The sequence below is a fragment of the Cupriavidus taiwanensis LMG 19424 genome (genome assembly GCF_000069785.1).
Lineage (GTDB): Bacteria > Pseudomonadota > Gammaproteobacteria > Burkholderiales > Burkholderiaceae > Cupriavidus > Cupriavidus taiwanensis.
In genome coordinates this window covers 2,658,365-2,684,400 of the sequence record NC_010528.1, presented here as the reverse complement: position 1 = coordinate 2,684,400, position 26,036 = coordinate 2,658,365, and the positions used below count along the sequence as shown (strand labels likewise).

At 66.9% G+C, this 26,036-nt stretch carries 21 protein-coding genes; 13 read left to right on the top strand and 8 right to left on the bottom strand.

What is annotated here, in order from left to right:
• The first annotated feature begins 169 nt into the window (after positions 1-169).
• Together icd and RALTA_RS12300 are read left to right on the top strand one after the other, a co-directional pair.
• Entirely contained in the window at positions 170-1,420 is a 1,251-nt protein-coding gene (icd, locus tag RALTA_RS12305; RefSeq protein ID WP_012353759.1) for an NADP-dependent isocitrate dehydrogenase, read from the top strand.
• 144 nt (positions 1,421-1,564) lie between these two features.
• Positions 1,565-2,026 (top strand): VOC family protein, encoded by a 462-nt coding sequence (locus tag RALTA_RS12300; RefSeq protein ID WP_012353758.1) that lies wholly within the window; start codon positions 1,565-1,567, stop codon positions 2,024-2,026.
• Positions 2,027-2,254: 228 nt separating this feature from the next.
• On the opposite strand, the gene RALTA_RS12295 is transcribed toward RALTA_RS12300, so the two are convergent.
• On the bottom strand, positions 2,255-2,461 hold the full coding sequence (locus RALTA_RS12295) for a cold-shock protein (protein WP_012353757.1): 207 nt from the start codon (positions 2,459-2,461) through the stop codon (positions 2,255-2,257).
• Positions 2,462-2,969: 508 nt separating this feature from the next.
• Here RALTA_RS12295 and clpS point away from each other — a divergent pair.
• The 4 genes from clpS to RALTA_RS12275 all read left to right on the top strand — a co-directional run bounded on the left by clpS (position 2,970) and on the right by RALTA_RS12275 (position 7,607).
• Positions 2,970-3,296, top strand: coding sequence for an ATP-dependent Clp protease adapter ClpS (gene clpS / locus RALTA_RS12290; protein WP_010814998.1), 327 nt, complete (start codon positions 2,970-2,972; stop codon positions 3,294-3,296).
• Positions 3,293-5,587: an ATP-dependent Clp protease ATP-binding subunit ClpA gene (clpA, locus tag RALTA_RS12285; protein WP_012353756.1), complete on the top strand. Its 2,295-nt coding sequence runs from the start codon at positions 3,293-3,295 to the stop codon at positions 5,585-5,587. The genes clpS and clpA overlap by 4 nt, the downstream gene beginning before the upstream one ends.
• A gap of 119 nt (positions 5,588-5,706) precedes the next feature.
• On the top strand, positions 5,707-6,714 hold the full coding sequence (locus RALTA_RS12280) for a tripartite tricarboxylate transporter substrate binding protein (protein ID WP_012353755.1): 1,008 nt from the start codon (positions 5,707-5,709) through the stop codon (positions 6,712-6,714).
• 44 nt (positions 6,715-6,758) lie between these two features.
• The gene (locus tag RALTA_RS12275) at positions 6,759-7,607 is read left to right on the top strand and encodes a VOC family protein (RefSeq protein WP_041232378.1); all 849 of its coding nucleotides are present in this window, start codon (positions 6,759-6,761) and stop codon (positions 7,605-7,607) included.
• Between the two features lie 56 nt (positions 7,608-7,663).
• Here RALTA_RS12275 and dut read toward each other — a convergent pair whose 3' ends face one another.
• The 5 genes from dut to RALTA_RS12250 all read right to left on the bottom strand — a co-directional run bounded on the left by dut (position 7,664) and on the right by RALTA_RS12250 (position 13,997).
• A complete protein-coding gene (gene dut / locus RALTA_RS12270) occupies positions 7,664-8,164 on the bottom strand; it encodes a dUTP diphosphatase (protein WP_012353753.1) in 501 nt (166 codons plus the stop codon).
• A gap of 26 nt (positions 8,165-8,190) precedes the next feature.
• Positions 8,191-9,393 (bottom strand): bifunctional phosphopantothenoylcysteine decarboxylase/phosphopantothenate--cysteine ligase CoaBC, encoded by a 1,203-nt coding sequence (gene coaBC / locus RALTA_RS12265; protein WP_012353752.1) that lies wholly within the window; start codon positions 9,391-9,393, stop codon positions 8,191-8,193.
• Positions 9,394-9,439: 46 nt separating this feature from the next.
• Positions 9,440-9,970: a signal peptidase II gene (gene lspA / locus RALTA_RS12260; RefSeq protein WP_012353751.1), complete on the bottom strand. Its 531-nt coding sequence runs from the start codon at positions 9,968-9,970 to the stop codon at positions 9,440-9,442.
• Complete coding sequence (gene ileS / locus RALTA_RS12255; RefSeq protein WP_012353750.1) at positions 9,970-12,870, bottom strand: isoleucine--tRNA ligase; 2,901 nt, start codon at positions 12,868-12,870, stop codon at positions 9,970-9,972. The genes lspA and ileS overlap by 1 nt, the downstream gene beginning before the upstream one ends.
• A gap of 119 nt (positions 12,871-12,989) precedes the next feature.
• Positions 12,990-13,997 (bottom strand): bifunctional riboflavin kinase/FAD synthetase, encoded by a 1,008-nt coding sequence (locus tag RALTA_RS12250; RefSeq protein ID WP_041232192.1) that lies wholly within the window; start codon positions 13,995-13,997, stop codon positions 12,990-12,992.
• A gap of 257 nt (positions 13,998-14,254) precedes the next feature.
• Here RALTA_RS12250 and RALTA_RS12245 point away from each other — a divergent pair, with 257 nt between their 5' ends.
• A complete protein-coding gene (locus RALTA_RS12245) occupies positions 14,255-16,060 on the top strand; it encodes a hybrid sensor histidine kinase/response regulator (protein ID WP_415582997.1) in 1,806 nt (601 codons plus the stop codon).
• A gap of 49 nt (positions 16,061-16,109) precedes the next feature.
• Here the strand turns inward: RALTA_RS12245 and RALTA_RS12240 are convergent, their stop codons facing one another.
• Positions 16,110-16,769, bottom strand: a complete 660-nt coding sequence (locus RALTA_RS12240; RefSeq protein ID WP_012353747.1) for a response regulator — start codon at positions 16,767-16,769, stop codon at positions 16,110-16,112.
• Positions 16,770-17,022: 253 nt separating this feature from the next.
• On the opposite strand from RALTA_RS12240, the gene purN reads away from it, so the two are divergent.
• The 6 genes from purN to nadC all read left to right on the top strand — a co-directional run bounded on the left by purN (position 17,023) and on the right by nadC (position 24,225).
• On the top strand, positions 17,023-17,691 hold the full coding sequence (purN, locus tag RALTA_RS12235) for a phosphoribosylglycinamide formyltransferase (protein WP_012353746.1): 669 nt from the start codon (positions 17,023-17,025) through the stop codon (positions 17,689-17,691).
• Positions 17,688-19,091 carry an RsmB/NOP family class I SAM-dependent RNA methyltransferase gene (locus RALTA_RS12230; protein WP_012353745.1) on the top strand — a complete coding sequence of 468 codons (1,404 nt, stop codon included), beginning with the start codon at positions 17,688-17,690 and terminating at the stop codon, positions 19,089-19,091. Before purN ends, RALTA_RS12230 begins: the two co-directional genes overlap by 4 nt.
• Before the next feature lie 58 nt (positions 19,092-19,149).
• The gene (locus RALTA_RS12225) at positions 19,150-20,544 is read left to right on the top strand and encodes a mechanosensitive ion channel family protein (protein WP_012353744.1); all 1,395 of its coding nucleotides are present in this window, start codon (positions 19,150-19,152) and stop codon (positions 20,542-20,544) included.
• A 349-nt stretch (positions 20,545-20,893) separates the two neighbouring features.
• On the top strand, positions 20,894-22,084 hold the full coding sequence (locus RALTA_RS12220; protein ID WP_012353743.1) for a DesA family fatty acid desaturase: 1,191 nt from the start codon (positions 20,894-20,896) through the stop codon (positions 22,082-22,084).
• A gap of 126 nt (positions 22,085-22,210) precedes the next feature.
• Positions 22,211-23,365: a quinolinate synthase NadA gene (nadA, locus tag RALTA_RS12215; protein WP_012353742.1), complete on the top strand. Its 1,155-nt coding sequence runs from the start codon at positions 22,211-22,213 to the stop codon at positions 23,363-23,365.
• Complete coding sequence (gene nadC / locus RALTA_RS12210; RefSeq protein WP_012353741.1) at positions 23,362-24,225, top strand: carboxylating nicotinate-nucleotide diphosphorylase; 864 nt, start codon at positions 23,362-23,364, stop codon at positions 24,223-24,225. Before nadA ends, nadC begins: the two co-directional genes overlap by 4 nt.
• Before the next feature lie 73 nt (positions 24,226-24,298).
• On the opposite strand, the gene nadB is transcribed toward nadC, so the two are convergent.
• Positions 24,299-25,891, bottom strand: a complete 1,593-nt coding sequence (gene nadB, locus RALTA_RS12205; RefSeq protein WP_012353740.1) for an L-aspartate oxidase — start codon at positions 25,889-25,891, stop codon at positions 24,299-24,301.
• Between the last annotated feature and the right edge of the window lie 145 nt (positions 25,892-26,036).

The window sequence follows — 26,036 nt, the reverse complement described above, 5'->3', positions numbered from 1 at the left end:
GTCTTGTGTCTTATATAAGACTGAATCCGATCCGGCATGGCGCCGGCATGATGCACGGCAGTATGGGGGCGCATCCAGGCCAGCTACAATGCACAGCGCCATCCCTCCGAATCTCGCCGTCCGGCCACGAACCGGCGGCAGTCCTAACCGTTCCGTAACTGGAGACGTCATGTACCAACACATCAAGGTTCCGGCCGGCGAAAAGATCACGGTCAACCAGGATTTTTCGCTGAATGTCCCGGACAATCCGATCATTCCTTATATCGAAGGCGACGGTACGGGCCTCGATATCACCCCGGTGATGATCAAGGTGGTCGATGCGGCCGTGGCCAAGGCCTATGGCGGCAAGCGCAAGATCGCCTGGATGGAGATCTACGCCGGCGAGAAGTCGACCAAGGTCTACGGCCCGGACGTGTGGCTGCCGGATGAGACCCTGGACGTGCTGAAGGAGTACGTGGTGTCGATCAAGGGCCCGCTGACCACGCCGGTCGGCGGCGGCATCCGCTCGCTGAACGTGGCGCTGCGCCAGCAGCTGGACCTCTATGTCTGCCTGCGCCCGGTACGCTACTTCAAGGGCGTGCCCTCGCCGGTGCGCGAGCCGGAAAAGACCGATATGGTGATCTTCCGCGAGAACTCGGAAGACATCTACGCCGGCATCGAATGGGCGGCCGAGAGCGACCAGGCCAAGAAGCTGATCGCCTTCCTGCAGAACGAGATGGGCGTGAAGAAGATCCGCTTCCCGGCCACCTCGGGCATCGGCGTCAAGCCGGTGTCGCGCGAGGGCACCGAGCGGCTGGTGCGCAAGGCGATCCAGTACGCCATCGACAACGACAAGCCGTCGGTGACGCTGGTGCACAAGGGCAACATCATGAAATTCACCGAAGGTGGCTTCCGCGACTGGGGCTACGAGCTGGCGCAGAAGGAATTCGGCGCCGAGCTGGTGGACGGCGGCCCGTGGTGCAAGTTCAAGAACCCGAAGACCGGCAAGGACATCGTGGTCAAGGACGCCATCGCCGACGCCTTCCTGCAGCAGATCCTGCTGCGTCCGGCCGAATACTCGGTGATCGCCACGCTGAACCTGAACGGCGACTACATCTCTGACGCGCTGGCCGCGCAGGTTGGCGGCATCGGCATCGCGCCGGGCGCCAACATGTCGGACTCGGTGGCCATGTTCGAAGCCACCCACGGCACCGCGCCGAAGTACGCCGGCAAGGATTACGTCAATCCGGGCTCGGAAATCCTGTCGGCGGAAATGATGCTGCGCCACATGGGCTGGACCGAGGCCGCCGACCTGATCATCGCGTCGATGGAGAAGTCGATCCTGTCCAAGAAAGTCACTTACGATTTCGCCCGGTTGCTGGAAGGCGCGACGCAGGTGTCGTGCTCTGGCTTCGGGCAGGTGATGATCGACAATATGTAAGCACGGACTCCCGCCAAGACGGGCGAACTGTCTAGAAGACCCCGGTACCGGATCCACGGTACCGGGGTTTTTTCTTGCCGCCCGCCATTGCGTTGGCTAGAACGTCAGGACTGACTGACGGGCATCCTGCCCGGGGAGACTGGCATGGACGATCCCTTCCGCCGCACCGCCTTCGGCGCGGCCCTGTTCTACAAGGATCCGCTGGCGGCGCTGGACTGGCTGGAGCGGGCCTTCGGGTTCGAGCGGGTCATGGTGATCCGCGACCAGCAAGGGCAGCTGGTGCATTCCGAAATGCGTTTCGGCGACAGCTATCTGATGGTGGGCAGCGAGTGGGCCGACTTTACCGCCAGCCCGGCGTCGATCGGGGGCAAGAACACCCAGACCGTGCACGTGCATCTGCCCGAAGGGCTCGACCAGCATTGCGAGCGGGCCCGGGCCGCCGGGGCCGTGATCCTGCGCGAGCCGCAGGACGAATTTTATGGCGACCGCACCTACACTGCCCGCGATGCGGAGGGCCATGTCTGGACCTTCGGCCAGACTGTGCGCAAGGTCACCAAGGAGGAGGCCGAACAGGCCAGCGGGCTGAAGATCGACGGCTGGACCTGACCGGTGCGATCGGGCGGCGCAAGGAAAGGCCGGCCCAAAAACCAGAAAGCCCGGCGCCAGGCCGGGCTTTCGATGGGGTGTGCGTGCCGCTGATGCGAGCCGGTGCCCGCCGCGCCGCCCTTGGCGGCCAGCGGGCCGCTGGCATCGGTCCCGTCCCGGGGGAGTTCCCCCACACCCTGGTTGACCGCTCCGGTGGCTCTGCGGCCGGGGATGCGGTCGCGGCGCGCTTTAGCTGGCGTCCTGGATATTGGTGGCCTGCTTGCCCTTAGGGCCCTGTACCACCTCGAACGAGACGCGCTGGCCTTCCTTCAGCGTCTTGAAACCCGCCATCTGGATAGCCGAAAAGTGCGCAAACAGTTCTTCTTCGCCCTCGTCCGGCTTGATGAACCCGAATCCCTTGGCGTCATTGAACCATTTGACGATACCGCTTGCCATATACTCCCCCAACGAAATAGCAGATTTTCAAGCGGGGAAGCTTGCCAGCCAGACGGCACGGACTGCGGCGCCATGACCGGCCGCGTGCTGACTTGCGGCCGGCGATGACGCGCGGCGAGGTGCTGTCGCGAGGCGGCCAGTCTGTTTGCTGACTCGCCGCCGCGGGCCGTGGGCCTCCCTGCTCACGGATCACCCGCCTTGGCTGTTGCTTTGGCTCGCTGCCTTCGGTGGGTGTGCGACTGATTTTTCTGGCAAAGCCGGAGACTGTCAAGCTGGCGGATTCCCCACTGCCAGAAGGGTGTGGCAGGAACAGGACGGCGCCCGGTGTTACCGTTGCCATGAATTGGCGGCCGTCGGCGCGATTTTCGGCCGGCGCGGCGACGTGCCTTGCAAGGCCTTCCGCGGAACCATCCGCTCCCATAGACCTCGGAAAACCGGTGGCCGGACTCTTGAATCCACCGCCTTTTCCCCAAATTGCAGAGTTGCGAGTAAGGGTTAGAATAAAGCCATGGCTACACGGCTTGCGAATGTCCCACAACGCGAAGCGGGCACCATCCTGGAGCGGAAAGAGCAGGCGCTGAAACCGCCTGCCATGTTCAAGGTGGTGCTGCTGAACGACGACTACACTCCGATGGAGTTTGTCGTGATGATCCTGCAGCAGTATTTCAGCAGGGACCGGGAAACGGCGACGCAGATCATGCTGACCGTGCACCGGGAAGGAAAGGGCGTCTGCGGTATCTACACCAGGGATATCGCGGCGACTAAAGTCGAGCTGGTGTCAACGCACGCGCGGCAGGCGGGGCACCCCCTGCAGTGCGTGATGGAGGAAGCATGATTGCGCAAGAATTGGAAGTGAGCCTGCATATGGCTTTTGTCGAAGCCAGGCAGGCACGCCACGAGTTCATTACCGTGGAGCATCTGCTGCTGGCATTGCTCGACAATCCCACGGCAGCTGAAGTCTTGCGCGCCTGCGCGGCCAATATCGAGGACCTGCGCACCAGCCTTAAGAACTTCATCGCGGACAACACGCCGGTGGTGCCGGGTACCGACGAGGTCGATACCCAGCCCACGCTCGGTTTCCAGCGCGTGATCCAGCGCGCGATCATGCACGTCCAGTCCACTTCCAACGGCAAGAAGGAAGTGACCGGTGCCAACGTGCTGGTCGCGATTTTCGGCGAGAAGGACTCGCACGCGGTCTATTACCTGCAGCAGCAGGGCGTGACGCGCCTGGACGTGGTCAACTTCATCAGCCACGGCATCCGCAAGGACCAGTCCGAGCCGGCCAAGCATGGCGATGCGGCTGGCGAGGGTGAGGGAGGCGACGGCAAGGAAAGCCCGCTCGAGCAATACACCCAGAACCTGAACGCGCTGGCCAAGGCCGGCAAGATCGATCCGCTGATCGGCCGCGAAAGCGAAGTCGAGCGCGTGGTCCAGGTGCTGTGCCGCCGACGCAAGAACAACCCGCTGCTGGTGGGCGAGGCCGGCGTCGGCAAGACCGCCATTGCCGAAGGCCTGGCGTGGCGCATCACCAAGAACGAGGTGCCGGACATCCTGGAAAAGGCGACGGTCTACTCGCTCGACATGGGCGCGCTGCTGGCCGGCACCAAGTACCGCGGCGATTTCGAGCAGCGCCTGAAGGGCGTGCTCAAGTCGCTCAAGGACAATCCGAACGCGATCCTGTTCATCGACGAGATCCACACGCTGATCGGCGCGGGCGCGGCCTCGGGCGGCACGCTGGACGCCAGCAACCTGCTCAAGCCGGCGCTGTCGTCGGGGCAGCTCAAGTGCATCGGCGCAACCACCTTCACGGAATACCGCGGCATCTTCGAAAAGGACGCGGCGCTGTCGCGGCGTTTCCAGAAGATCGACGTGGTCGAACCGTCGGTGGACCAGACCGTGCAGATCCTGCGCGGACTGAAGTCGCGCTTCGAGGAGCACCATGGCGTCAAGTACGCGTCGTCGGCGCTGACCGCAGCGGCCGAGCTGTCGGCGCGCTTCATCACTGACCGCCACCTGCCGGACAAGGCGATCGACGTGATCGACGAAGCCGGCGCGGCGCAGCGCATCCTGCCGAAGTCCAAGCAGAAGAAGACCATCGGCAAGGGCGAGATCGAGGATATCGTCTCGCGCATCGCGCGCATCCCGCCGCAGAGCGTGAACCAGGATGACCGCAGCAAGCTGCAGACGCTGGAACGCGACCTGAAGTCGGTGGTGTTCGGGCAGGATCCGGCGATCGAGGCATTGGCCTCGGCGATCAAGATGTCGCGCGCGGGCCTGGGCAAAACCGACAAGCCGATCGGCTCGTTCCTGTTCTCGGGCCCCACCGGCGTGGGCAAGACCGAGGTCGCCAAGCAGCTGGCCTTCATCATGGGCATCGAGCTGCTGCGCTTCGACATGTCCGAATACATGGAACGCCATGCGGTGAGCCGCCTGATCGGCGCGCCGCCGGGATATGTCGGCTTCGACCAGGGCGGCCTGCTGACCGAGGCCGTCACCAAGAAGCCGCACTGCGTGCTGCTGCTGGACGAAATCGAGAAAGCGCATCCGGATATCTTCAATATCCTGCTGCAGGTGATGGACCATGGTTCGCTGACCGACAACAACGGCCGGCGTGCCGACTTCCGCAACGTGATCATCATCATGACCACCAACGCGGGAGCGGAGACCATGAACCGCGCCACCATCGGCTTCACCAGCTCGCGCGAGCAGGGCGACGAGATGGCCGACATCAAGCGCATGTTTACGCCGGAGTTCCGCAACCGGCTGGATGCCACCATCAGCTTCCGCTCGCTCGATGAGGAAATCATCCTGCGCGTGGTCGACAAGTTCCTGATGCAGCTGGAAGAGCAGCTGCACGAGAAGAAGGTGGAAGCCAGCTTCAGCGAGAAGCTGCGCAAGTTCCTGGCGCACAAGGGCTTCGACCCGCTGATGGGTGCGCGTCCGATGCAGCGCCTGATCCAGGACATGATCCGCAAGGCGCTGGCCGACGAGCTGCTGTTCGGCCGCCTGGTATCCGGCGGCAAGGTGGTGGTGGATCTGGACGAGCAGGACCAGATCAAGCTCGATTTCTCCGAGATCGAGCCCGAACCGCCCGAGGCGCCCGAGGAACAGCGCGCGGAAGCCTGAGCGATATTCGGCCGCGTTGCCAGCAACGGGGTCGATCATCGGGCAAAATAGCGGGGCGGCCACTGGCCGCCCCGTTCTCTTTTGTCCCGGCCGTGCCACGCCCCAGCCTGAAACCCCTGATGTCCTCTGCCGACCGCACGCGGCGCCGCCGCCTGCTGCTCAAGATCCTGCCGCTGGGCGCCTTGCCGGGCCCGATGCTCCATGCCGCCGCCGCAAGCGCTGCCGATGGCGCTGCCGGCAACCGTCCGATCGCACTGGTGCTGCCGTTCCCGCCGGGCGGCAGCGTCGATATCGTCGCCCGCCAGCTGCAGCCCGGGCTGAAGGCGGCGCTGGGTCAGACCGTGGTGGTGGACAACAAGCCGGGCGCGGGCGGGCTGATCGCGTCGAGCGCCGTGGCGCGCGCGAGGCCCGACGGCAATACGCTGCTGATAGCGTTCGACACGCATGCGATCAACCCCTTTGCCTACAAGCAGCTGCCCTACGACACCTTCCGCGATTTCTCGCCGATCTCGCAGCTGGTGCGCTTCCCGCTCGTGATCGCCGCCAACCCGGCGCTGCCGGCGTCCAATGTGCGGGAACTGGTGGCGCTGGCCAGGGCCAGGCACGACGGTGTGCGCTATGCGTCGTCGGGCATCGGCAGCCTGAACCAGCTCGCGGCCGAGGCGCTCGCGACCGAGGCCGGCGTGCATATGCTGCACGTGCCCTACAAGGGCGGCGGCCCGGCGGTGCAGGCGGTGCTGTCCAATGAGGTCGACATCTTCTTCAGCAGCTACGCCGCGGTGCAGGCGCACGTGGCCGCGCGCACGATCAAGGTGCTGGGCGTGACCGGCACCAGCCGGCTGCGCCAGTTGCCGCAGGTGCCCACGGTGGCCGAGCAGGGCATCAAGGGCTTCGAGGCGTATTCGTGGATCGGCGTGTTCGGTCCGGCCGACCTGCCGGCGGCGACGGTGGCGCGCCTCCACAGCGCGCTGGTCGAGTCGCTGCGCCAGCCGCGCGTGGTCGAGGCGCTCGGCGCGCAAGGCTTCGAAATCGTCGGCGGCAGCCCGGCCGAGCTCGGCCAGCTGGTACGCCGCGAGCATGACAAATGGCAGGCGGTGGCGCGCAAGGCCAATATCCAGTTCGAATAAACCAGTCCGGCGCCGCCGTGCGCCATGCGTCCGGGGGGATGCCGATGGCAACGCAAGCAGCTATGTTCGATCACGCCGTGGTGGTGTGCCCCGACCTCGATGCCGGGGCACAGGCCTGGCAGCGGCTCGGTTTCACGCTGACGCCGCGCGGCTACCACACGCTGGGCTCGCAGAACCACTGCATCATGCTGGAGCGGGACTACGTCGAGCTGCTGCACGTGACCGCGCCCAGCCCCAGCCGGCAGTATTACTGGGACGCCCAGCAGCGCGGCGGCGGCTGCGCGGCGATGTCGTGCAAGAGCGCCGATGCCTTTGCCACCGCGGCGCGGCTGCGCGCGGACGGCTGGCACACCTCGGATCCGATCGAATTCTCGCGCCCGGTGCGGCTCGACGATGGCAGCGAGCATCCGGCCACCTTTCGCGTGACCGCGCTCGACGACGCCCCGGGTGCCCGCTATTTCGTCTGCGAGCACCGCACCCCCGAGCTGCTGTGGCGGCCCGAGTGGACCCGTCATGCCAACGGCGCGCACAGCATCGCGGCCATGTTCCTGGTGGTGGCGCCGGCGCTGGTGGATGCCGCCGCGCGCGCCTATGCCGAGCTGACCGGCGGCGAACTGACGCAACTGAGCGAACATGTCAGCAGCCTGGCGCTAGACGACGCCACGCTGGTCCTCAGCACCCCGCAGGCGCTGGCGTCGGCCACCGGCACCGCGCATATCCGGCGCGACGGGCCGGGCTATGCCGCGATCCGCCTGCGCACGCGTGACCTCGCGGCGGCCCGCGCCGGATGGCGCGAGCAGGGCGTACCGGCCCACGACCTGGGTCCGCACGAAACGCTGGTGCCGGCCGATGTCGCCAGCGGCGTGGCCTTGCTGTTCGAGCAGCAGGGCTGAAATGCAAACTGGCGCCCCGCGGAGCGCCAGTCCTTCATGCCGGGGCCGACAACCCGTCAGGCGCTGGCCCTGGCGTGATGCACGCCGGTCGAGCCAAAGCCGCCCGCACCGCGTTCGCTGTCCTGGCTGAACTCCTCGACCGTCGAGAACACCGGCCGCAGCACCGGCACGAACATCATCTGCGCGATGCGCTCGCCCGGCTGGATCACGATCGGCTCGGTGCCGGGCGCGTTGCGGTTCCACACGCTGACCATGATCTGGCCCTGGTAGTCGGCGTCGATCACGCCGATCGAATTGCCCAGCACCAGCCCCTTCTTGTGGCCCAGGCCCGAGCGCGGCACGATGGTCGCGGCCATGTACGGGTTGCCCATGTGCACGGCGATGCCGGCCGGCACCAGCTGCGCGGGCGTGCCCGGCGCGATCGCGACGGGGGCGTCGACGCAGGCGTGCAGATCGATGGCGGCCGCCATCTCGCTCTGGTAGGCGGGCAGGCCCCATTCGTTCAGGCGCGCATCGAGCACCTTGATTTCGACGGTCGGGTTCAGAGGCTGGGTCATAACACTCTCGGGAATACGTTGCAAAGTCAGGGACGCGCGCGTCCGGGCAGGCGCGCGCCGATGGCGGCAACCAGCTGGCGTGCCAGCGACAGCTTGTCGGCGCGCGGCAGCCGCGTCATGCCTGCGGCGTCGAACAACACGATCTCGTTGTCGTCCAGGCCGAAGGTGTGGTGGCCGATATTGCCCACCAGCAGCGGCACGCCCTTGCGCTGGCGCTTCTGCTCGCCGTACTGCTCCAGGTTCTCGCTTTCGGCGGCAAAGCCGACGCAGTAGGGCGCGTCGGCGCGGCCCGCGACCGCGGCCAGGATGTCGGGGTTCTGCACGAACTGCAGCGTCGGCGTATCGGTATCGCTGGCCTTCTTCAGCTTCTGCTGCGCGACCTCGGACGGGCGCCAGTCCGCCACCGCGGCCACCGCGACGAAGACATCCACGCCGGGCAGCTGCGCCATCACCGCGTCATGCATCTGCTGCGCGCTGCGCACGTCGGTGCGCATCACGCCGCGCGGGGTCGGCAGGCCGGTGGGGCCGGCCACCAGCAGCACTTCGGCGCCGGCCTCGCGGGCCGCGCGCGCGATCGAGAAACCCATCTTGCCGGACGACAGGTTGGTGATGCCGCGCACCGGATCGATTGCCTCGAAGGTCGGCCCGGCGGTGATCAGCATGCGCTTGCCCTGCAGCGGCTTGGGCTGGAAGAAGGCGATGATGTCTTCGAGCAGCTCCTCGGGTTCCAGCATGCGGCCGTCGCCGACTTCGCCGCAGGCCTGGTCGCCGCTGCCCGGCCCCAGGATGACCACGCCGTCGGCGCGCAGCTGGGCGGCGTTGCGCTGCGTGGCGGGCGCGGCCCACATCTGGCGGTTCATCGCCGGTGCCACCAGCAGCGGACAGTCGCGTGCGATGCACAGCGTGCTCAGCAGGTCGTCGCACAGGCCGTTGGCCAGCCGCGCCATGAAGTCGGTGGATGCAGGGGCGATGACAATGGCGTCAGCCTCGCGCGAGAGGTCGATATGCGCCATGTTGTTGTCGATGCGCGCATCCCATTGCGACAGGAAGACCGGCCGGCCGGACAGCGCCTGCATCGTCACCGGCGTGATGAAATGCGTTGCCGCCTCGGTCATGGCCACCTGCACGGTGGCGCCGGCCTTGGTCAGCAGCCGGACCAGTTCGGCCGACTTGTAGCAGGCGATGCCGCCGGTCAGGCCGAGAACGATGTGCTTGCCGCGCAAATCCATGGTGGGAACCTGGCTGGGAAGGGAAGAGGAATGGTACCGGTGCCGCTCAGTGCTTGCGCACCCGCCGCAGCTCATCCACGATCAGCAGCACCGCGCCGACCGTAATGGCGCAGTCCGCGACGTTGAAAGCCGGCCAGTGATACCTGCCCACGTAGAAGTCCAGGAAATCGATCACATGGCCGTAGATCACGCGGTCGACCACGTTGCCGACCGCGCCGCCCAGGATCAGCGACACCGCGAAGCAGAACAGCCGCTGGCCGGTATGGCGGTACAGCAGCCAGACGATGAACGCGCCGACCACCACGCCCAGGCCGGTGAAGAACCAGCGCTGCCAGCCGCCGGCGTCGGCCAGGAAGCTGAACGCCGCGCCCTTGTTGTAGACCAGCACGAGGTTGAAGAAGCCGGTCACCGGGCGCGACTCGCCATAGGTGAAGCTGCGCACGATCACGATCTTGAAGAACTGGTCGAGCAGCACCACCAGCAGCGCAAAGGCCAGCCACAGCAGCGGAGTGGTGCTGCCGGCAGCCTTGTTGTTGCGGCGCGCGGGGCGCGCCGAACGGGACGTGGTCGATGCCATCAGGCATGGCTCCTGTGTTCGCCGGCGCCGAACAGGTTGCTGTCGCAGCGGCCGCAGAGGGTGGGGTGGTCGGGGTTGTGGCCGACGTCGGCGCGGTAGTGCCAGCAGCGCTCGCACTTGGCATGCGCCGACGGTGTCACCGTCACCAGCAGGTCGCCGGCCTCGGGCGCGGCCGTCACCTTGGCCGCCGACGTCAGCAGCACGAAGCGCAGGTCGTCGCCCAGGCTCTGCAGCGCCTCAAGCACCGGGCCGCCGGCCTGAATGGTCAGCTCGGCTTGCAGCGACGAACCGATCTCGCCTTCCACGCGCACCGCCTCCAGCTGACGGGTGACCTCGGCGCGCACCTCGCGCAGCGTATGCCATTTCTGCAGCAGGTCGTCGGCGTCGTCGACTTCCGGCACGGCGTAATAGGTGCTGGTGAAGATGGTGTCGGTGTGCGCGGTGCCATGGGCGAACACCTGCCACGCTTCCTCGGCGGTGAACGATAGGAACGGCGCCATCCAGTGCAGCATCGCCTGCGTGATGTGATACAGCGCGTTCTGCGCGGCGCGGCGCGCCTTCGAGTCCGGCGCGGTGGTGTACAGGCGGTCCTTCAGCACGTCGAGGTAGAAGCCGCCCAGGTCCTCGGAGCAGAAGGTCTGCAGCTTGGCCACCACCGGGTGGAATTCATAGGCCTCGTAGTGCGACAGCACTTCCTTCTGCAACTGCGCGGTCAGCGCGACGGCGTAGCGGTCGATCTCCAGCCACTCGGCGGCCGGCAGCGCGTGCTTGCCGTGGTCGTAGTCGGACAGGTTGGACAGCAGGAAGCGCAGCGTATTGCGGATGCGGCGATAGCTTTCCACCACGCGCTTGAGGATCTCGTCCGAGATTGACAGCTCGCCCGAGTAATCGGTCGAGGCCACCCACAGGCGGATGATCTCCGCGCCCATCTTGTTGGCGATGTCCTGCGGCGACACGGTATTGCCGATCGACTTGGACATCTTGCGGCCTTCGCCGTCGACGGTGAAGCCGTGCGTCAGCAGCGCCTTGTAGGGCGGCTTGCCATACAGCATCGAGGCGGTCAGCAGCGACGAGTGGAACCAGCCGCGGTGCTGGTCCGAGCCTTCCAGGTACAGGTCGGCCAGACGGCCGTCGGCCTCGTCGGCGGACGGGTCGTACAGGTCGTCGCGGTGCGAGCCGCGGATCACGGTCCAGTGCGTGGTGCCGGAATCGAACCAGACGTCGAGGGTGTCGCGGTTCTTCTCATACTGGCTGGCCTCGTCGCCCAGCAGCTCGGCCGGATCCAGCGTCTGCCAGGCTTCGATGCCCTGCTGCTCGACGCGCTTGGCGATCGCTTCCAGCAGCTCGGGCGTGCGCGGATGCAGCGCGCCGGTTTCCTTGTGCACGAAGAACGCCATCGGCACGCCCCACTGGCGCTGGCGCGACAGGGTCCAGTCCGGCCGGTTGGCGATCATGTTGTGCAGGCGCTGCTTGCCCCAGGCCGGGTAGAACTCGGTGGCGTCGATGCCGGCCAGCGCGGTCTCGCGCAGGGTCGGCACCGGCTTGCCGTTCTCCTCGGCCGGGTCCACGTCCATGCCGGCGAACCACTGCGAGGTGGCGCGGTAGATGATCGGCGTCTTGTGGCGCCAGCAGTGCATGTAGCTGTGGGTGTACTTGTGCGAGTTGAACAGGTTGCCCGATTCCTGCAGCGCCTCGACGATCCTGGGGTTGGCGTCCCAGATCGACAGGCCGCCGAACAGCGGCAGCGTGCCGGCGTACACGCCATTGCCCATCACCGGGCTGATGATGTCGCTGTCGGGCATGCCATGCGCCTTGCACGACTGGAAGTCTTCCACGCCATAGGCAGGGGCCGAGTGCACGATGCCCGAGCCGGTATCGGTGGTGACGTAGTCGCCGAGGTAGATCGGCGACAGGCGGTCATAGCCCCCGTCCATCTTGGCCAGCGGGTGATGGAACCGGATTTCCGACAGCGCGGCGCCGGTCGCGGTGGCGATCACCTTGCCTTCCAGTGCGTACACTTTCAGCTGTTCTTCGACACGCTCGGTGGCCAGGATCAGGTGGCCGCGCGGCGTATCGACCAGCGCGTATTCCACCTCCGGGTGCACGTTCAGCGCCTGGTTGCTCGGGATGGTCCACGGCGTGGTGGTCCAGATCACGATCCAGCCCGGCCTGGCGTCGATCTGCTCGACCGGCACCTTGAACGCGTGCGCCAGCTTGTCGGCCTCGGCGAACGGGAAGCCCACGTCGATCGACAGGTCGACCTTGTCCTTGTATTCGACTTCGGCCTCGGCCAGCGCCGAGCCGCAATCGAAGCACCAGTTCACCGGCTTCAGGCCGCGGAACACATAGCCCTTTTCCATGATCTTGCCGAGCGCGCGCAGTTCGTCCGCCTCGTTGCGATAGTTCATGGTCAGGTAGGGGTGGTCCCAGTCGCCGAGCACGCCCAGGCGCTCGAAGTCCACCATCTGCCGCTTGATCTGCTCGGTGGCATAGGCGCGCGCCTTGGCCTGGACTTCCTGCACCGGCAGGCCCTTGCCGAACTTCTTCTCGATCTGGATCTCGATCGGCATGCCGTGGCAGTCCCAGCCCGGCACGTAGACGGCGTCGAGGCCGGTCAGGCCGCGCGCCTTGATGATCATGTCCTTGAGCACCTTGTTGACGGCGTGGCCGATATGGATGTCGCCGTTGGCATACGGCGGGCCGTCGTGCAGCACGAACTTCTTCGCGCCCTTGCGCGCCGCGCGGATCTTCTTGTAGAGCTGCTTGTCCTGCCACTGCTTGACCCATTGCGGCTCGCGCTTGGGCAGGTCGCCACGCATCGGGAAGGGCGTGTCGAGCAGGTTGACGGGATACTTGTTCTTCTCGTTCTTATCGGATTTGGCGCGTTTGTCGTCGGACATTTCGATTCTCAGGGCAATTCGGTTGGCGCGCGGCCGGTGGTGGGCCGGCGGCGCGCGTGAAGACTGGAGCAGGCGGCGTGCGAACCGGGCCCGCGCAGCGGGGCGCGGGGCGCCGGCCGCTACCTAATTCGGTCGGTGGCCGAGGTGGCGAAATCGCGGCAGCCGCTGCCTTCCGCCTCCGCCGCAGCAGCGCCTGGCGCCGTCAGGCCGAAAAAGGCGCGCGCGTCGGCGCTGTCCTTGGCGATCGCGGCGGTCAGTTCGTCCAGGGAGTCGAAGCGCGCCTCGTCGCGCAGCTTCTTCATGAATTCGACCCGCACCAGCTTGCCGTACAGGCTTTCATTGAAATCGAAGAGATGGACTTCCAGCAGTACCCGGCCGGCGTCCTCGATGGTGGGGCGCACGCCGATGCTGGCCACGCCGGGCAGCGGATGATCGGCGATGCCGTGCACCTGCACCACGAAGATGCCGCTGACCGCCGGGCGCTTGTGCGAGATGCGCAGGTTCAGCGTCGGGAAGCCGAGGTCGCGGCCCAGCTTGCGGCCGTGGATCACGTGGCCGCTGATGGCGTAGCCGTGGCCGAGCAGGCGCCGCGCGTGTTCCAGGTCGCCATCGGCCAGCGCCTGGCGCACCGCCGAGCTGGAGATGCGGATCCCGCCTTCGGACACCGACCCCATCTGCTCGACATCGAAGCCGTAGCGGCGCCCGGCCTCCTGCAGGTAGGCAAAATCGCCGGCGCGTTTGGCGCCGAAGCGGAAATCGTCGCCGACCAGCAGCCAGCGGGTATGCAGGCCGTGCCAAAGCACGTTCTCGACGAATTCCTGCGGCGACTGGCCGGCAAAATGGGCGTTGAAGTGTTCCACCACCACGCGGTCCACGCCGTTGCGGCGCAGGCTTTCCAGCTTGTCGCGCAGCAGCGCGATCCGGGTAGGGGCCTTGTCCGGCGTGAAGAACTCGCGCGGATGCGGCTCGAAGGTCATCACGCACAGCGGCAGGCCGCGCGCATCGGCCGCCGCGCGCGCACGCGCGAGCAGCGACTGGTGGCCGCGATGCACACCGTCGAAATTGCCGATGGTGAGCGCGCAGGGCGCCCGGCTCTCGGCGTTGGGCAGGCCGCGGAAGACTTTCACGGGACGGCGGGAATCGATTCGGGTAAAGCGAGCATTATAAGGCGAATGGGTCGGCTTGCCGCTGCCGCCGCCCCCGGCCGGTCCCGGCGCTGCGGCTTTTGTGCCGCAACCGGCCCTCCCGCCATGGCGCGATACCGCAAAAGGCGGCATGATAGGCGCCACTTTGGCTCACTGCGGTGACTCGCTAGAGGCCTGCCGCCGGCTTGGCCGCGCGGCGTGTCCGAGCTTCGCCCATCCCTGATTCCCAGTTGAAAGCGCTGACCTATCGGTTCTTTTCCCGGCTCCTGCCCCGGGGCCTGCCTCAGGCGAGCGCTCAGCTCGACGTCGAGACGCGCGCCAAGCTGATGGCGATCGTGCACAAGAATGCGCCAACCGCCATCGTCGCCTCGGTGCTGCTGCCCGCGCTGACCGCCATCGGCTTCTGGAACGACGTCAGCCGCGGCGCGCTGCTGGGCTGGTGCGCGGTGATGCTGCTGCTCACGGCCGGAGGGCTGTGGTTCTACATCGGCTACCAGCGCGACCACGCGCTGATGAGCCGCTCCGCGCACACGCACAAGTGGTGGAACAACATGCGCGCGGTCGCTTTCCTGACCGGCATGACCTGGGGCAGTTCGGCGCTGCTGCATTTGTATACCGGCTCGCCGGTGTTCTCCAGCGTGCTGTACCTGCTGACCCTTGGCGTGCTCGCCGGCGGCGCGGTGTCGCAGGCCCCGGTGCCGTCCAACCTGGTTTACGCCGGCGTGCCCATCCTCGTGCCGAACCTGCTGATGGCGGAATTCGCCTTCCCCGGCCACGGCATCTATGTGCAGGTCCTGCTGGCGATCTACGCGCTGATGCTGTCGCGCCACGCCTTCAACCTGCAGGTCACGCTGGTGCGCGCGATCCAGCTGGAGGGCGACAGCCGGCGCCTGGCCAAGCAGTTCCAGGACGAAAAGGAGCGGGCGCTGCATGCCAGCGAAGAAAAGTCGCGCTTCCTGGCCGCGGCCAGCCATGACCTGCGCCAGCCGGTGCATGCGCTGGTGATGCTGGTCGAGGCGCTGCGCGCGCGCAACCAGTCGAGCGCGCTGCATCCGCTGGTGGAGCAGGTGGCCGCGGGCACCCAGACCATCGACCTGCTGTTCCGCTCGCTGCTTGACCTGTCCAAGCTGGAAGGCCGCAAGGTCCTGCCGACGCTGGAGCCCTGCGAGCTCGGCGCGCTGATCCGCGACGTGATGAGCCAGTTTGCCGCCGACGCGCGCGAAAGCGGGCTGACCCTGACCCCGCGCGTGCCGGACGAGCTGTACGCGATGGCCGAGCCGGTGCTGCTGCGCCGGGCCTTGTTCAATCTGGTGCAGAACGCGCTGCGCTACACCCAGCGCGGCGGCGTGCTGGTGACCGCGCGCCAGCGCCGCAAGAACGTGCGGCTGGAGGTATGGGACACCGGCGCCGGTGTCACGCCAGAGCACCTGCCGGACATCTTCTCGCCGTATTACCAGGTCCATAACCCGCAGCGCGACCCGTCGCAGGGCCTGGGCCTGGGCCTGGCGATCTTCAAGGAATGCGTGCGGCTGATGCGGGGCACCTATGGCGTGCGCTCGGTGCCCGGCAAGGGCTCGGTGTTCTGGTTCGCGCTGGCGCCGGTGCCGGCCGAGACCGTGGCCAGCGTGCGCGAGATGCGCGCCATGGCGCAGGCCGAGGAGGCCAAGCCCGATCGCCTGCAGGGCACGGTGCTGGTGGTCGACGACGACAGCCAGATCCGCAAGGCGTGGATTGCGCTGATGGAGGCCTGGGGCATCCGCGTGGCCTGTGCCGCGCACGGTGCCGAGGCCGACAAGCTGTTTGCCCAGGGCCTGCGCCCGGACATCATCTTCTGCGACCTGCGCCTGCCGGGCAGCGAAAATGGCCTGGACCTGCTCGAGCGCTGGCAGAACACCCAGCCGCAGGCACGCAGTGCATTGCTGACCGGCGATCTCAAGTCGGCCGCGCTGGCGGCGGCGGAGGAGGCGGGGTATTTCGTGCTGCCCAAGCCGGTGGATCCGGCCTCGCTGCGGATGCTGCTGCGGCGCTGGCTGCGGCCGGCGTAGGCAAAGCCGCCGGCGTGCCCGGGCGCGCCGTCGAAGGCGGTGGCTCGCCTTACTGGCGCAGCCGGAACCGTTCCATGCGCGACATCACCTGCATGCGGGTGCGCACGCCCAGGCGCTGCAGGATGGCGGAAACGTGTTCCTTGACGGTGTTCTCGGTCAGCCCCAGCCGCCGCGCAATCACCTTGTTTGGCAGGCCTTCCAGCACCAGCGCCAGCACCGAACCCTGGCGCGGCGTCAGGCCCAGTTCGGCGGGCGTGACCGGAATGCCGTGGGCGGGCCCGAACGACTGCGCACGCCCGTTGAGGGCCTCGTCGGTGGGGAAGGCGGTGTCGCCGGCCAGCACCTTGCGCACGGCGGCGGTGAAGGCGTTGGCATCCAGATGCTTGCCGACGAAGCCGCACGCCGACAGCGCGCGGGCGCGACCGACGATTTCAGGGGTGGCCTCCGCCGACATGAAGATAAAGCGCGCGCCCGGGATGACGGTCTTGAACGTCTGCATGGCATCGAAGCCGGTACCGTCGTTCAGCCAGATATCGAGCAGCACGATATCGGGGCGCAGGCCTTGCTGCAGGCTGGCCAGGGCCTCGCGGGCGCTGCCGGCGGCATGGACTGCCACATCCGGCATGACTTCGGCCAGGAAGGCGGTGGTCCCTGACAAGGCCATAGGATGATCATCGACCACCAACAACGTCGGTGCAGCGTTCGACATGCGAAGTCCCGTTCAAATATCCCGTTTCGTCCTTGTTGTCACCTCTCCGGAGAACCTGTGTCGTGCACAGGAATGGCGCGTGGACGTAGGGCCCACTCTATCAGAGGGGGCGAAGCGTCACAATCCATCAATCGGGTTATACGGCCTCGCTACCACAGGCCACCAATGCGGCGCCTGTCCGGATCACGTGAATTAAGCACGTACTGGTTTGGCTTTACCGGAGTTTAGCGCCTCGCCTTGGTAGAATTGCGCGATGAAAAAAATTGTCATCTTGATTTCCGGGCGAGGCTCCAATATGGAAGCCATCGTCCGGGCCTGCGCGGGGGGCGGCTGGCCGGCCCGCGTGGCCGCGGTCCTGTCGAACCGGCCGGATGCCGCGGGCCTGCAGTTTGCGCGCCAGCAAGGCATCGAAACCGGCGTGGTCGACCATCGCCAGCACCCTGACCGCGCCGCCTTCGACGCGGCGCTGGCCCAGGCCATCGACGCCTACGCCCCGGACCTGGTGGTGCTGGCGGGTTTCATGCGTATACTCACGCCCGGCTTTGTCGACCGCTACGCGGGCCGGCTGCTGAATATCCATCCGTCGCTGCTGCCGTGCTTCCCGGGGCTGAACACCCACAAGCAGGCGCTGGATGCGGGTGTCAAGCTGCATGGCGCCACGGTGCATTTCGTGACCCCGGAGCTGGATCATGGCCCGATCGTGATCCAGGCCGCGCTCGACGTGCAGCCGGCGGACACCCCCGAGACCCTGGCCGAGCGCCTGCTTGCGTGCGAGCACGTGATTTACCCCCGCGCCGTGCAGTGGTTCGTCGAGGACCGGCTGCAGCTCCAGAACGGCGTCGTCAATGTTATCAACCCGGCCGAACCGCAATTGCTGATGGCCGTCTCCGCCGCGACCCCGGCGGCAGGAGTCCAGGCATGAGCCGTACCCAGGCAGGAAACCGGTCCCCGCGCGGCGAGGGCCGCGCCCCCGCGCGCAGCAAGGGCAAGAGCAGCCCGATCCGCAGGTCGCCCAATGCCAGTGGCGCCAACGGCGCGCCGGCGCGCGCGCATGGCGGGCTGCATGCCACCCATATCCAGCATATCGATCGCCTGCTGGGCAAGGTCATGCTGTTCGCGAGACCCGCCGATGCGGTGGTCAGCTACTACTTCCGCGAAAACGCCAAGCTGGGCCATCGCGAGCGCGGCATCATTGCCGAAGCGATCTACGCGGTGCTGCGCCGGCGCGTCGAGTTTGCCCAGTTTGCCGAGAGCGGCACCGGCGCGGCCTCGCGCCGCCTGGCGCTGCTGGGGCTGGCGGCGACGCTGGGCCGCGATGCGCTGTCGCCGTTCCTCTACCCCGATGAGGCCGAGTGGCTGGACCGCCTGACCACCATCGAGCGCTCCAGCCTGGCGCCGCGCGTGCGCGCCAACCTGCCCGAGTGGCTGTACGACGAACTGGTGCGCCAGCATGGCGAAGCCTTTGCGGCGGCCTTGGGCGACGCCTGGCTGCGCCCGGCACCGCTGGACCTGCGCGTCAACCTCGGCAAGACCAGCCGCGAGGCCGCGCTGGCCGAACTGCAGGCCGCGGGCCTCGGCGCCGAGCCCACGCCGATGGCGCCGGCCGGCATCCGCATGACAGGCAAGCCGGCGCTGAACCAGCTGCCGATCTTCGTCAATGGCCTGGTGGAGGTGCAGGACGAAGGCAGCCAGCTGCTGTGCAGCCTGGTCGCGCCCCGGCGCGGCGAGATGGTGGTCGACTTCTGCGCCGGTGCGGGTGGCAAGACCCTGGCGCTGGGCGCGGCGATGCGCTCGACCGGCCGCCTCTATGCCTTCGACGTATCGGAAAAACGCCTGGCCAACCTGAAGCCGCGGCTGGCGCGCAGCGGCCTGTCGAACGTCCATCCGGTGCTGATCGACTCCGAACGCGACGCCAAGATCAAGCGCCTGGCGGGCAAGGCCGACCGCGTGCTGGTGGATGCGCCGTGCAGCGGGCTGGGCACGCTGCGCCGCAACCCGGACCTGAAGTGGCGGCAATCGCCGGAGTCGGTGCTGGAGCTGACCGCCAAGCAGAGCGCGATCCTGGACTCCGCGGCGCGGCTGGTGAAGGGCGGCGGCCGCGTGGTGTACGCGACCTGCAGCGTGCTCGAAGCCGAGAACGAGCAGATCGTGCGCGACTTCCTCGCCGCGCACCCGAACTTCCGCCTGGTGCCTGCGGCCGAGGTGCTGGCCGACCAGAAGATCGAAGTGCCGGGGCTGCCGGACAATGGCATGTTCGCCTTGTATCCGCACCTGCACCAGACCGATGGCTTCTTTGCCGCGGTGCTGGAGCGCACCAGCTGATCGCGGCTTGCGGCCGCGCCGCCCGCCGCGCGCGGGCGGCCCACACTGAATCGCCACCATGAACGGTGAAACCCTGTCCGACCTCGGCGGCCTGAAAGACCTGAAAGCCTCGCATTCGATGTTCGGCAAGATGCTGGACGACCTGGTCCGTGATGCGGGCGGCCCCGGCTTTTTCTGGCAATTGCTGGTGCTGGCCGGCTGCCTGCTGGTGGCGTGGCCGCTGGCGCGCTTCGTGGTGCGGCGGCTGGAGGCGCGCTACGAAGACTCGAGTTTCTCGGTGCGCTTCGCCGCCGCCAGCCTCGAGCGCGCGATGTTTCCGCTGGCCGGCTGGGCGCTGGTGCTGGTGGCCCGCTTTGCGCTGGCGCCGCTGATCCCGGTCAGCGTGCTGCGGCTCGCGCTGGTGCCGCTGTTCGGCATCACCGCGCTGAACTTCACCTTCTACGTGCTGCGCCGCGTGATGTCCGGCAGCGGCCAGCTGCACGGCATGCTGCTGCTGGTGGAAAAGGTGCTGACCACGCTGGTCTGGGTGGGCATGGCGCTGTACGTGCTGGGTGTGCTCGGCGACGTGGTGGGCTGGATGGAGAGCGTGCGCTTCTCTATCGGCGGCAAGCAGAAGATCAGCGTGGCCGATACCCTGATGGCGGTGGTCTGGATCCTGCTGACGGTGCTGGTGGCGCTGTGGTTCGGCTCGTGGCTGGAAGAGCGGCTGATGCGCTCGGCCAACCTCGACGGCAACCTGAAGGTAGTGCTGACGCGGATTTCCAAGGCCTTGCTGCTGCTGGTGTCGCTGCTGCTGAGCCTGTCTCTGGTGGGCATCGACCTGACCGTGCTGTCGGTCTTCGGCGGCGCGCTGGGCGTGGGCCTGGGGCTGGGTTTGCAGAAGATCGCCAGCAATTACATCTCGGGCTTCATCATCCTGCTGGACCGCTCGGTCAAGCTGGGCGACCAGATCACCGTCGACAAGTACACCGGCATCGTGTCGCAGATCCGCACCCGCTACACCGTGGTGCGCAACGGCGACGGCGAGACGCTAGTGCCGAACGAGCAGCTGGTGGCGCAGTCGGTGCAAAACCACTCGTTCTCGAATACCAATGTGCGCGTGGCGACACGCGTGCAGGCCGACTACAGCGCCGATCCCGAAACCGTGATCGCTCTGCTGACTGACTGCGTGCGCACCCTGCCGCGCGTGCTCCCGGACCCTGAGCCGGCGGCTTTCCTGGTGCTGTTCGCCGACAGCGGCATCGAGTACGAAGTCGCGGTGTTCGTGGCCGATCCGCAAAACGGCAAGCTCGGCGTGCAATCGGCGATGAACCGCGCCATCTGGCGCACGCTGCGCGAGCACGGCATCTCCATCCCGTATCCGCAGCGCGAGTTGCGTGTGATGCATGAGACGCTGCCTGGTCCTGGCGCACCGAAGGCGAACCCGTTGCCCGAGGCCGCCAACGCCTCCTGAGTGCCCGGCACCGCATCTGATTGGGCGGGCGACGGATCCGGCACCCGTGGAACGAAAACCGTTGCGCCCCGTCCAAATCCGGGAAATAGCGTATGCTTGCGCCCTCGGCGATCCGGTAGAATGCCGGGTTGTCGCGGGTTGAAATATCCCGCCCCCACATCAGACAGCCGCCAGATTGCAGCGGCTCGTACCTGGCTCGCACGATGAGCCGCTAGCCACGGCCGGCGCCAGACAGCTATCGCAATCAAATAGATTCGCAGCTATTTTTTCTGCGCGTTGTGTGTACCGGCCCTGCCGGCTTGCACGGGAAAATTCCCTGAAATTCCCTGTTTAACCGACGGAGAACAGTTTGTTCGACACTATTCTTGACTGGGCCGCCAACGGCCTTGCCAACTGGACCTGGTGGGAGATCGTCATCTACACGCTGGTGATGACGCATATCACGATCGCCGGCGTCACCATCTTCCTGCACCGCTGCATGGCGCACCGGTCGCTGGACCTGCATCCCATCGCGCAGCACTTCTTCCGCTTCTGGCTGTGGCTGACCACGGGCATGGTCACCCGCGAGTGGACCGCCATCCACCGCAAGCACCACGCCAAGTGCGAAACCGAAGACGATCCGCACAGCCCGCAGACCCGCGGCATCCGCAAGGTGCTGCTGGAAGGCGCCGAGCTGTACCGCGCCGAGGCCAAGAACAAGGAAACCATCGCCAAGTTCAGCCATGGCTGTCCCAATGACTGGATCGAGCGCAACCTGTACTCGCGCTTCACCTGGCAGGGCGTCGGCCTGATGCTGATCATCGATCTGGCGTTGTTCGGCGTGATCGGCATGACCGTGTGGGCGGTGCAGATGCTGTGGATCCCGATCCACGCCGCCGGCATCATCAATGGCCTGGGCCACTGGTGGGGTTACCGCAACTACGATTGCGAGGACGCCTCGACCAACGTGTCGCCGTGGGGCCTGATCATCGGCGGCGAAGAGCTGCACAACAACCATCACACCTACCCGACCTCGGCCAAGTTCTCGATCAAGTGGTATGAGTTCGACGTGGGCTGGGGCTATATCCGCGCGATGCAGGCGGTGGGGCTGGCCAAGGTCAAGAAGACCCCGCCCAAGGCGCGCCTGGTGGAAGCCCGTCCGGTCGACCACAACACGCTGGAAGCCATCATCGCCAACCGCTACGACGTGATGGCGCGCTACGCCAAGGCCGTCAAGGGCGCGTTCCGCCAGGAGCTGGACAAGCTCAAGGAAGGCGGCGTGGCCGAGTACCGCAGCTTCAAGCCCGCCAGCAAGTGGTTCCACCGCGAAGAAACCAAGCTGGCCGCGCAGCAGCGCGAGCAGCTGGCAAGCATCGTCGAGCAGAACAAGGCGCTGCAGACCTTCGTCGAAATGCGCCGTGAACTGGCCGCCATCTGGGGCCGTTCCAACCTGACGCGCGAGCAGCTGCTGCAGCAGCTGCAGGCCTGGTGCCACCGTGCCGAGGCCAGCGGGATCCAGGCGTTGCACGATTTCTCGCTGCGCCTGCGCCGCTACGCCTGATACAATTCGGCCGCGCCGTATGGTTTGACAAAGCCCCGCCCATGGCGGGGCTTTTGTTTTAGATAAACTCCCCCATGTTCTGGCCGGCCGCACCCTGTTGGCGGAGGTCTAGAGGAGTACCCGGAGATGACCCCACAATCGATCAAGACCGTCGAGTTCGAGAAGCCGAACCTGGCGGGTGCCCAAAACGCCGCTGGCGCCAGCTGTGTGGCCCATGCCTGGGCCAAGGTGCCGCCGGTGCTGTCGCCGGATGAGCGGCAGTCGCTGAAGGCGCGTATCCGCCGCTTGCTGAAGGAGCGCAACGCAGTGCTGGTGGCGCATTACTACGTCGACGCCGACCTGCAGGACCTCGCCGAAGAAACCGGCGGCTGCGTCTCCGACTCCCTCGAAATGGCCCGCTTCGGCCGCGACCACGAAGCCAGGACGCTGGTCGTGGCCGGCGTGCGCTTCATGGGCGAGACCGCCAAGATCCTCAGCCCCGAAAAGACCGTGCTGATGCCGGACCTGGACGCGACCTGCTCGCTCGACCTGGGCTGCCCGGCCGACGAGTTTGCCGCCTTCTGCGACGCGCACCCGGATCGCACCGTGGTGGTCTATGCCAACACCAGCGCCGCGGTGAAGGCGCGCGCTGACTGGATGGTGACCTCCAGCATCGGCCTGAAGATCGTCGAGCACCTGCACGCGCAGGGCAAGAAGATCCTGTGGGCACCCGACAAGCACCTGGGCAGCTATATCCAGAAGCAGACCGGCGCCGACATGCTGCTGTGGCAGGGCTCGTGCCTGGTGCACGACGAGTTCAAGGGCATCGAGCTGGACCTGCTGCGGCGTGAATTCCCCAACGCCAAGATCCTGGTGCATCCGGAATCGCCGGAAAACGTGGTGGCGCAGGCCGACGTGGTCGGCTCGACCTCGCAGCTGATCGAGGCCGCGCAGAAGCTGGACGCGACCGAGTTCATCGTTGCCACCGACAACGGCATCCTGCACAAGATGCGCATGGCTGCGCCCGGCAAGCACTTCATCGAAGCGCCGACCGCCGGCAACAGTGCCACCTGCAAGAGCTGCGCGCATTGCCCGTGGATGGCGATGAACGCGCTGACCAACCTGGCCGAGGTGCTGGAGACTGGCCGCAACGAGATCCATGTCGATCCCGTGATCGGCCGCCAGGCGGTAACGTGCATCAACCGCATGCTGGATTTCGCTGCCGCGCAGAAGCGCAATGTACGTCCGTCGGCCGACCTGGCCAACGAGCAGGCGCTGTTCCAGGGGATCGGCCCGGCATGAGCGTGAATCCGATTTTCGATAGCTACGGCCCGGCGCTGCAGGCAGCGCTGCAGGCCAACGTGCAGGCCGCCATCGCGGAGGATGTCGGCAGCGGCGACCTGACCGGCCTGCTGGTGCCCGCAGGCAAGGTGGCGCACGCGCGCGTGATCGTGCGCGAGTCGGCGGTGCTGTGCGGCCAGCCGTGGTTCGATGCGTGCATGCGCGCGGTCGACCCGGCCCTGGCAGTGCGCTGGCTGCACCAGGAAGGCGAGCGCATGGCGCCGGATTCGGTGGTGTGCGAGATCACGGGCCCGGCCCGCTCGCTGCTGACCGCCGAGCGCCCGTCGCTGAATTTCCTGCAGCTGCTGTCCGGCGTGGCGACCGCCACGCGCCGCTATGCCGACCTGATCGCCGGCACCCGTGCGCGCGTGCTCGACACCCGCAAGACGCTGCCCGGCCTGCGCCTGGCGCAGAAGTACGCGGTCCGTATCGGCGGCGGCGAGAACCAGCGCCTGGCGCTGTATGACGGCATCCTGATCAAGGAAAACCATATCGCCGCGGCCGGTAGCATCGGCGCGGCGATGCGGGCGGCGCTGGCGCTCGATACGCAGGCGTCGGTGCAGATCGAGGTCGAGAGCCTGGCCGAGCTGGAGGAAGCGCTGGCAGCCGGTGCCACGTCGGTGCTGATCGACAACTTCACGGTGCCGATGATGCAGGATGCCGTGAAGATCAACCAGGGCAGGGCGCTGCTGGAGGTATCGGGTGGCGTCAATGCCGATACCATCCGCACCTTCGCCGAGACCGGCGTGGATCGCATCTCGGTGGGTGCACTGACCAAGGACGTGCGGGCGACGGATTACTCGCTGCGGATCATCGGCTGAGAGTTGTTCCGGCCGAACGAATAACGGGGTGGGCCATGCGGCGCCACCCCGTTTTTGCCTGGCAAACGCTTCGTCAACGCTTGCGGACGGCGGGCGGCTGCATCACCGTCGGCAGCGCCTTGGGCAACGCCTCCGGATAGTCCCGGCTGAAATGCAGGCCGCGGCTTTCATGGCGCGAGTATGCGCTGTCCACGATCAGCGAAGCCACTTCCACCAGATTGCGCAATTCCAGCAGGTCGGTGGTGACGCGGAAATTGGCGTAGTACTCGGCAATCTCCTCGCGCAGCAGCACGATGCGGTGCTGCGCGCGTTCCAGCCGCTTGCTGGTGCGCACGATGCCGACGTAGTTCCACATCATGCGGCGCAGCTCGTCCCAGTTGTGCGACACCACGACTTCTTCGTCGGCGTCGGATACGCGGCTCTCGTCCCACGCCGGCAGCGTGATATTGGGCACGCCGGCCTTGTCCTGCGAGGCGATGTCTGCCGCGGCGGCGCGGCCGATCACCATGCATTCGAGCAGCGAGTTCGACGCCAGCCGGTTGGCGCCGTGCAGGCCGGTGCAGGCGGTCTCGCCGACGGCGTAGAGGCCGCCGATATCGGTGCGCCCCATGGTGTCCGTCACCACGCCGCCGCAGGTGTAGTGCGCGGCCGGCACCACCGGAATCGGCTCGCGCGTGATGTCGATGCCCAGTTCCAGGCAGCGCGCGTGGATGGTCGGGAAGTGTTCCTTCAGGAAGGCCTCGGGCTGGTGCGTGATATCGAGATAGACGCAGTCCAGTCCGCGCTTCTTCATTTCGAAGTCGATCGCGCGCGCGACCACGTCGCGCGGCGCCAGTTCGGCGCGCGTGTCGTGTTCGGGCATGAAGCGCGTGCCGTCGGGCAGCTTGAGCAGGCCGCCTTCGCCGCGCACCGCTTCGGAGATCAGGAAGGACTTGGCATACGGGTGGTACAGGCAGGTCGGGTGGAACTGGATGAACTCCATGTTCGACACCCGGCAGCCCGCGCGCCAGGCCATGGCGATGCCGTCGCCGGTGGCCGTGTCCGGGTTGGTGGTGTAAAGGTAGACCTTGCCTGCACCGCCGGCGGCCAGCACGGTGTGCGTGGCGGTGATGGTGTGCACCGCACCGGTGCGGTCATCCAGCACGTAGAGGCCATAGCAGCGGTTGCCCGGCAGTCCCATCTTGCGCGAGGTGATCAGGTCAATCGCGAAATGGTCTTCCAGGATGGTGATGTTCGGGTGCTGCGTGGCCTGCTGCAGCAGCGTGCTGACCACGGCATGGCCGGTGGCGTCGGCGGCATGGATGATGCGCCGGCGGCTGTGGCCGCCTTCGCGCGTCAGGTGGAAGCCCAGTTCGGCCTGCGCGTCGCGGGTGAACGGCACGCCGCGGTCGATCAGCCACTGGATGGCCTCGCGCCCATGCTCCACGATAAAGCGCGTGGCCTCTTCATCGCACAGCCCCGCACCGGCAACGAGCGTGTCCTGGGTGTGTTCGTCGTGGCTGTCGCCGGAGTCCAGCACCGCGGCGATGCCGCCTTGTGCCCAGTCGCTGGCGCCCTGCGTCATGGCGCGCTTGCTGAGGATGGCCACCCGGTGGGTGTCGGCCAGTTGCAATGCGACCGTAAGGCCGGCCAGGCCGCTGCCGACGATGGCGACGTCGAAATTCATGGTGCAAGGAGAGCGCCGGCTGGGCGCTGGGCAGATGGGGGAAACGGCAAAGTCTACACCCGGCGCGCGCTCCCGTGCATCAAGGTGCAGCGCCGCTGTGCCATCGATGGGCAACAAAAAGCCCCGCAACAGGGCGGGGCTTTCT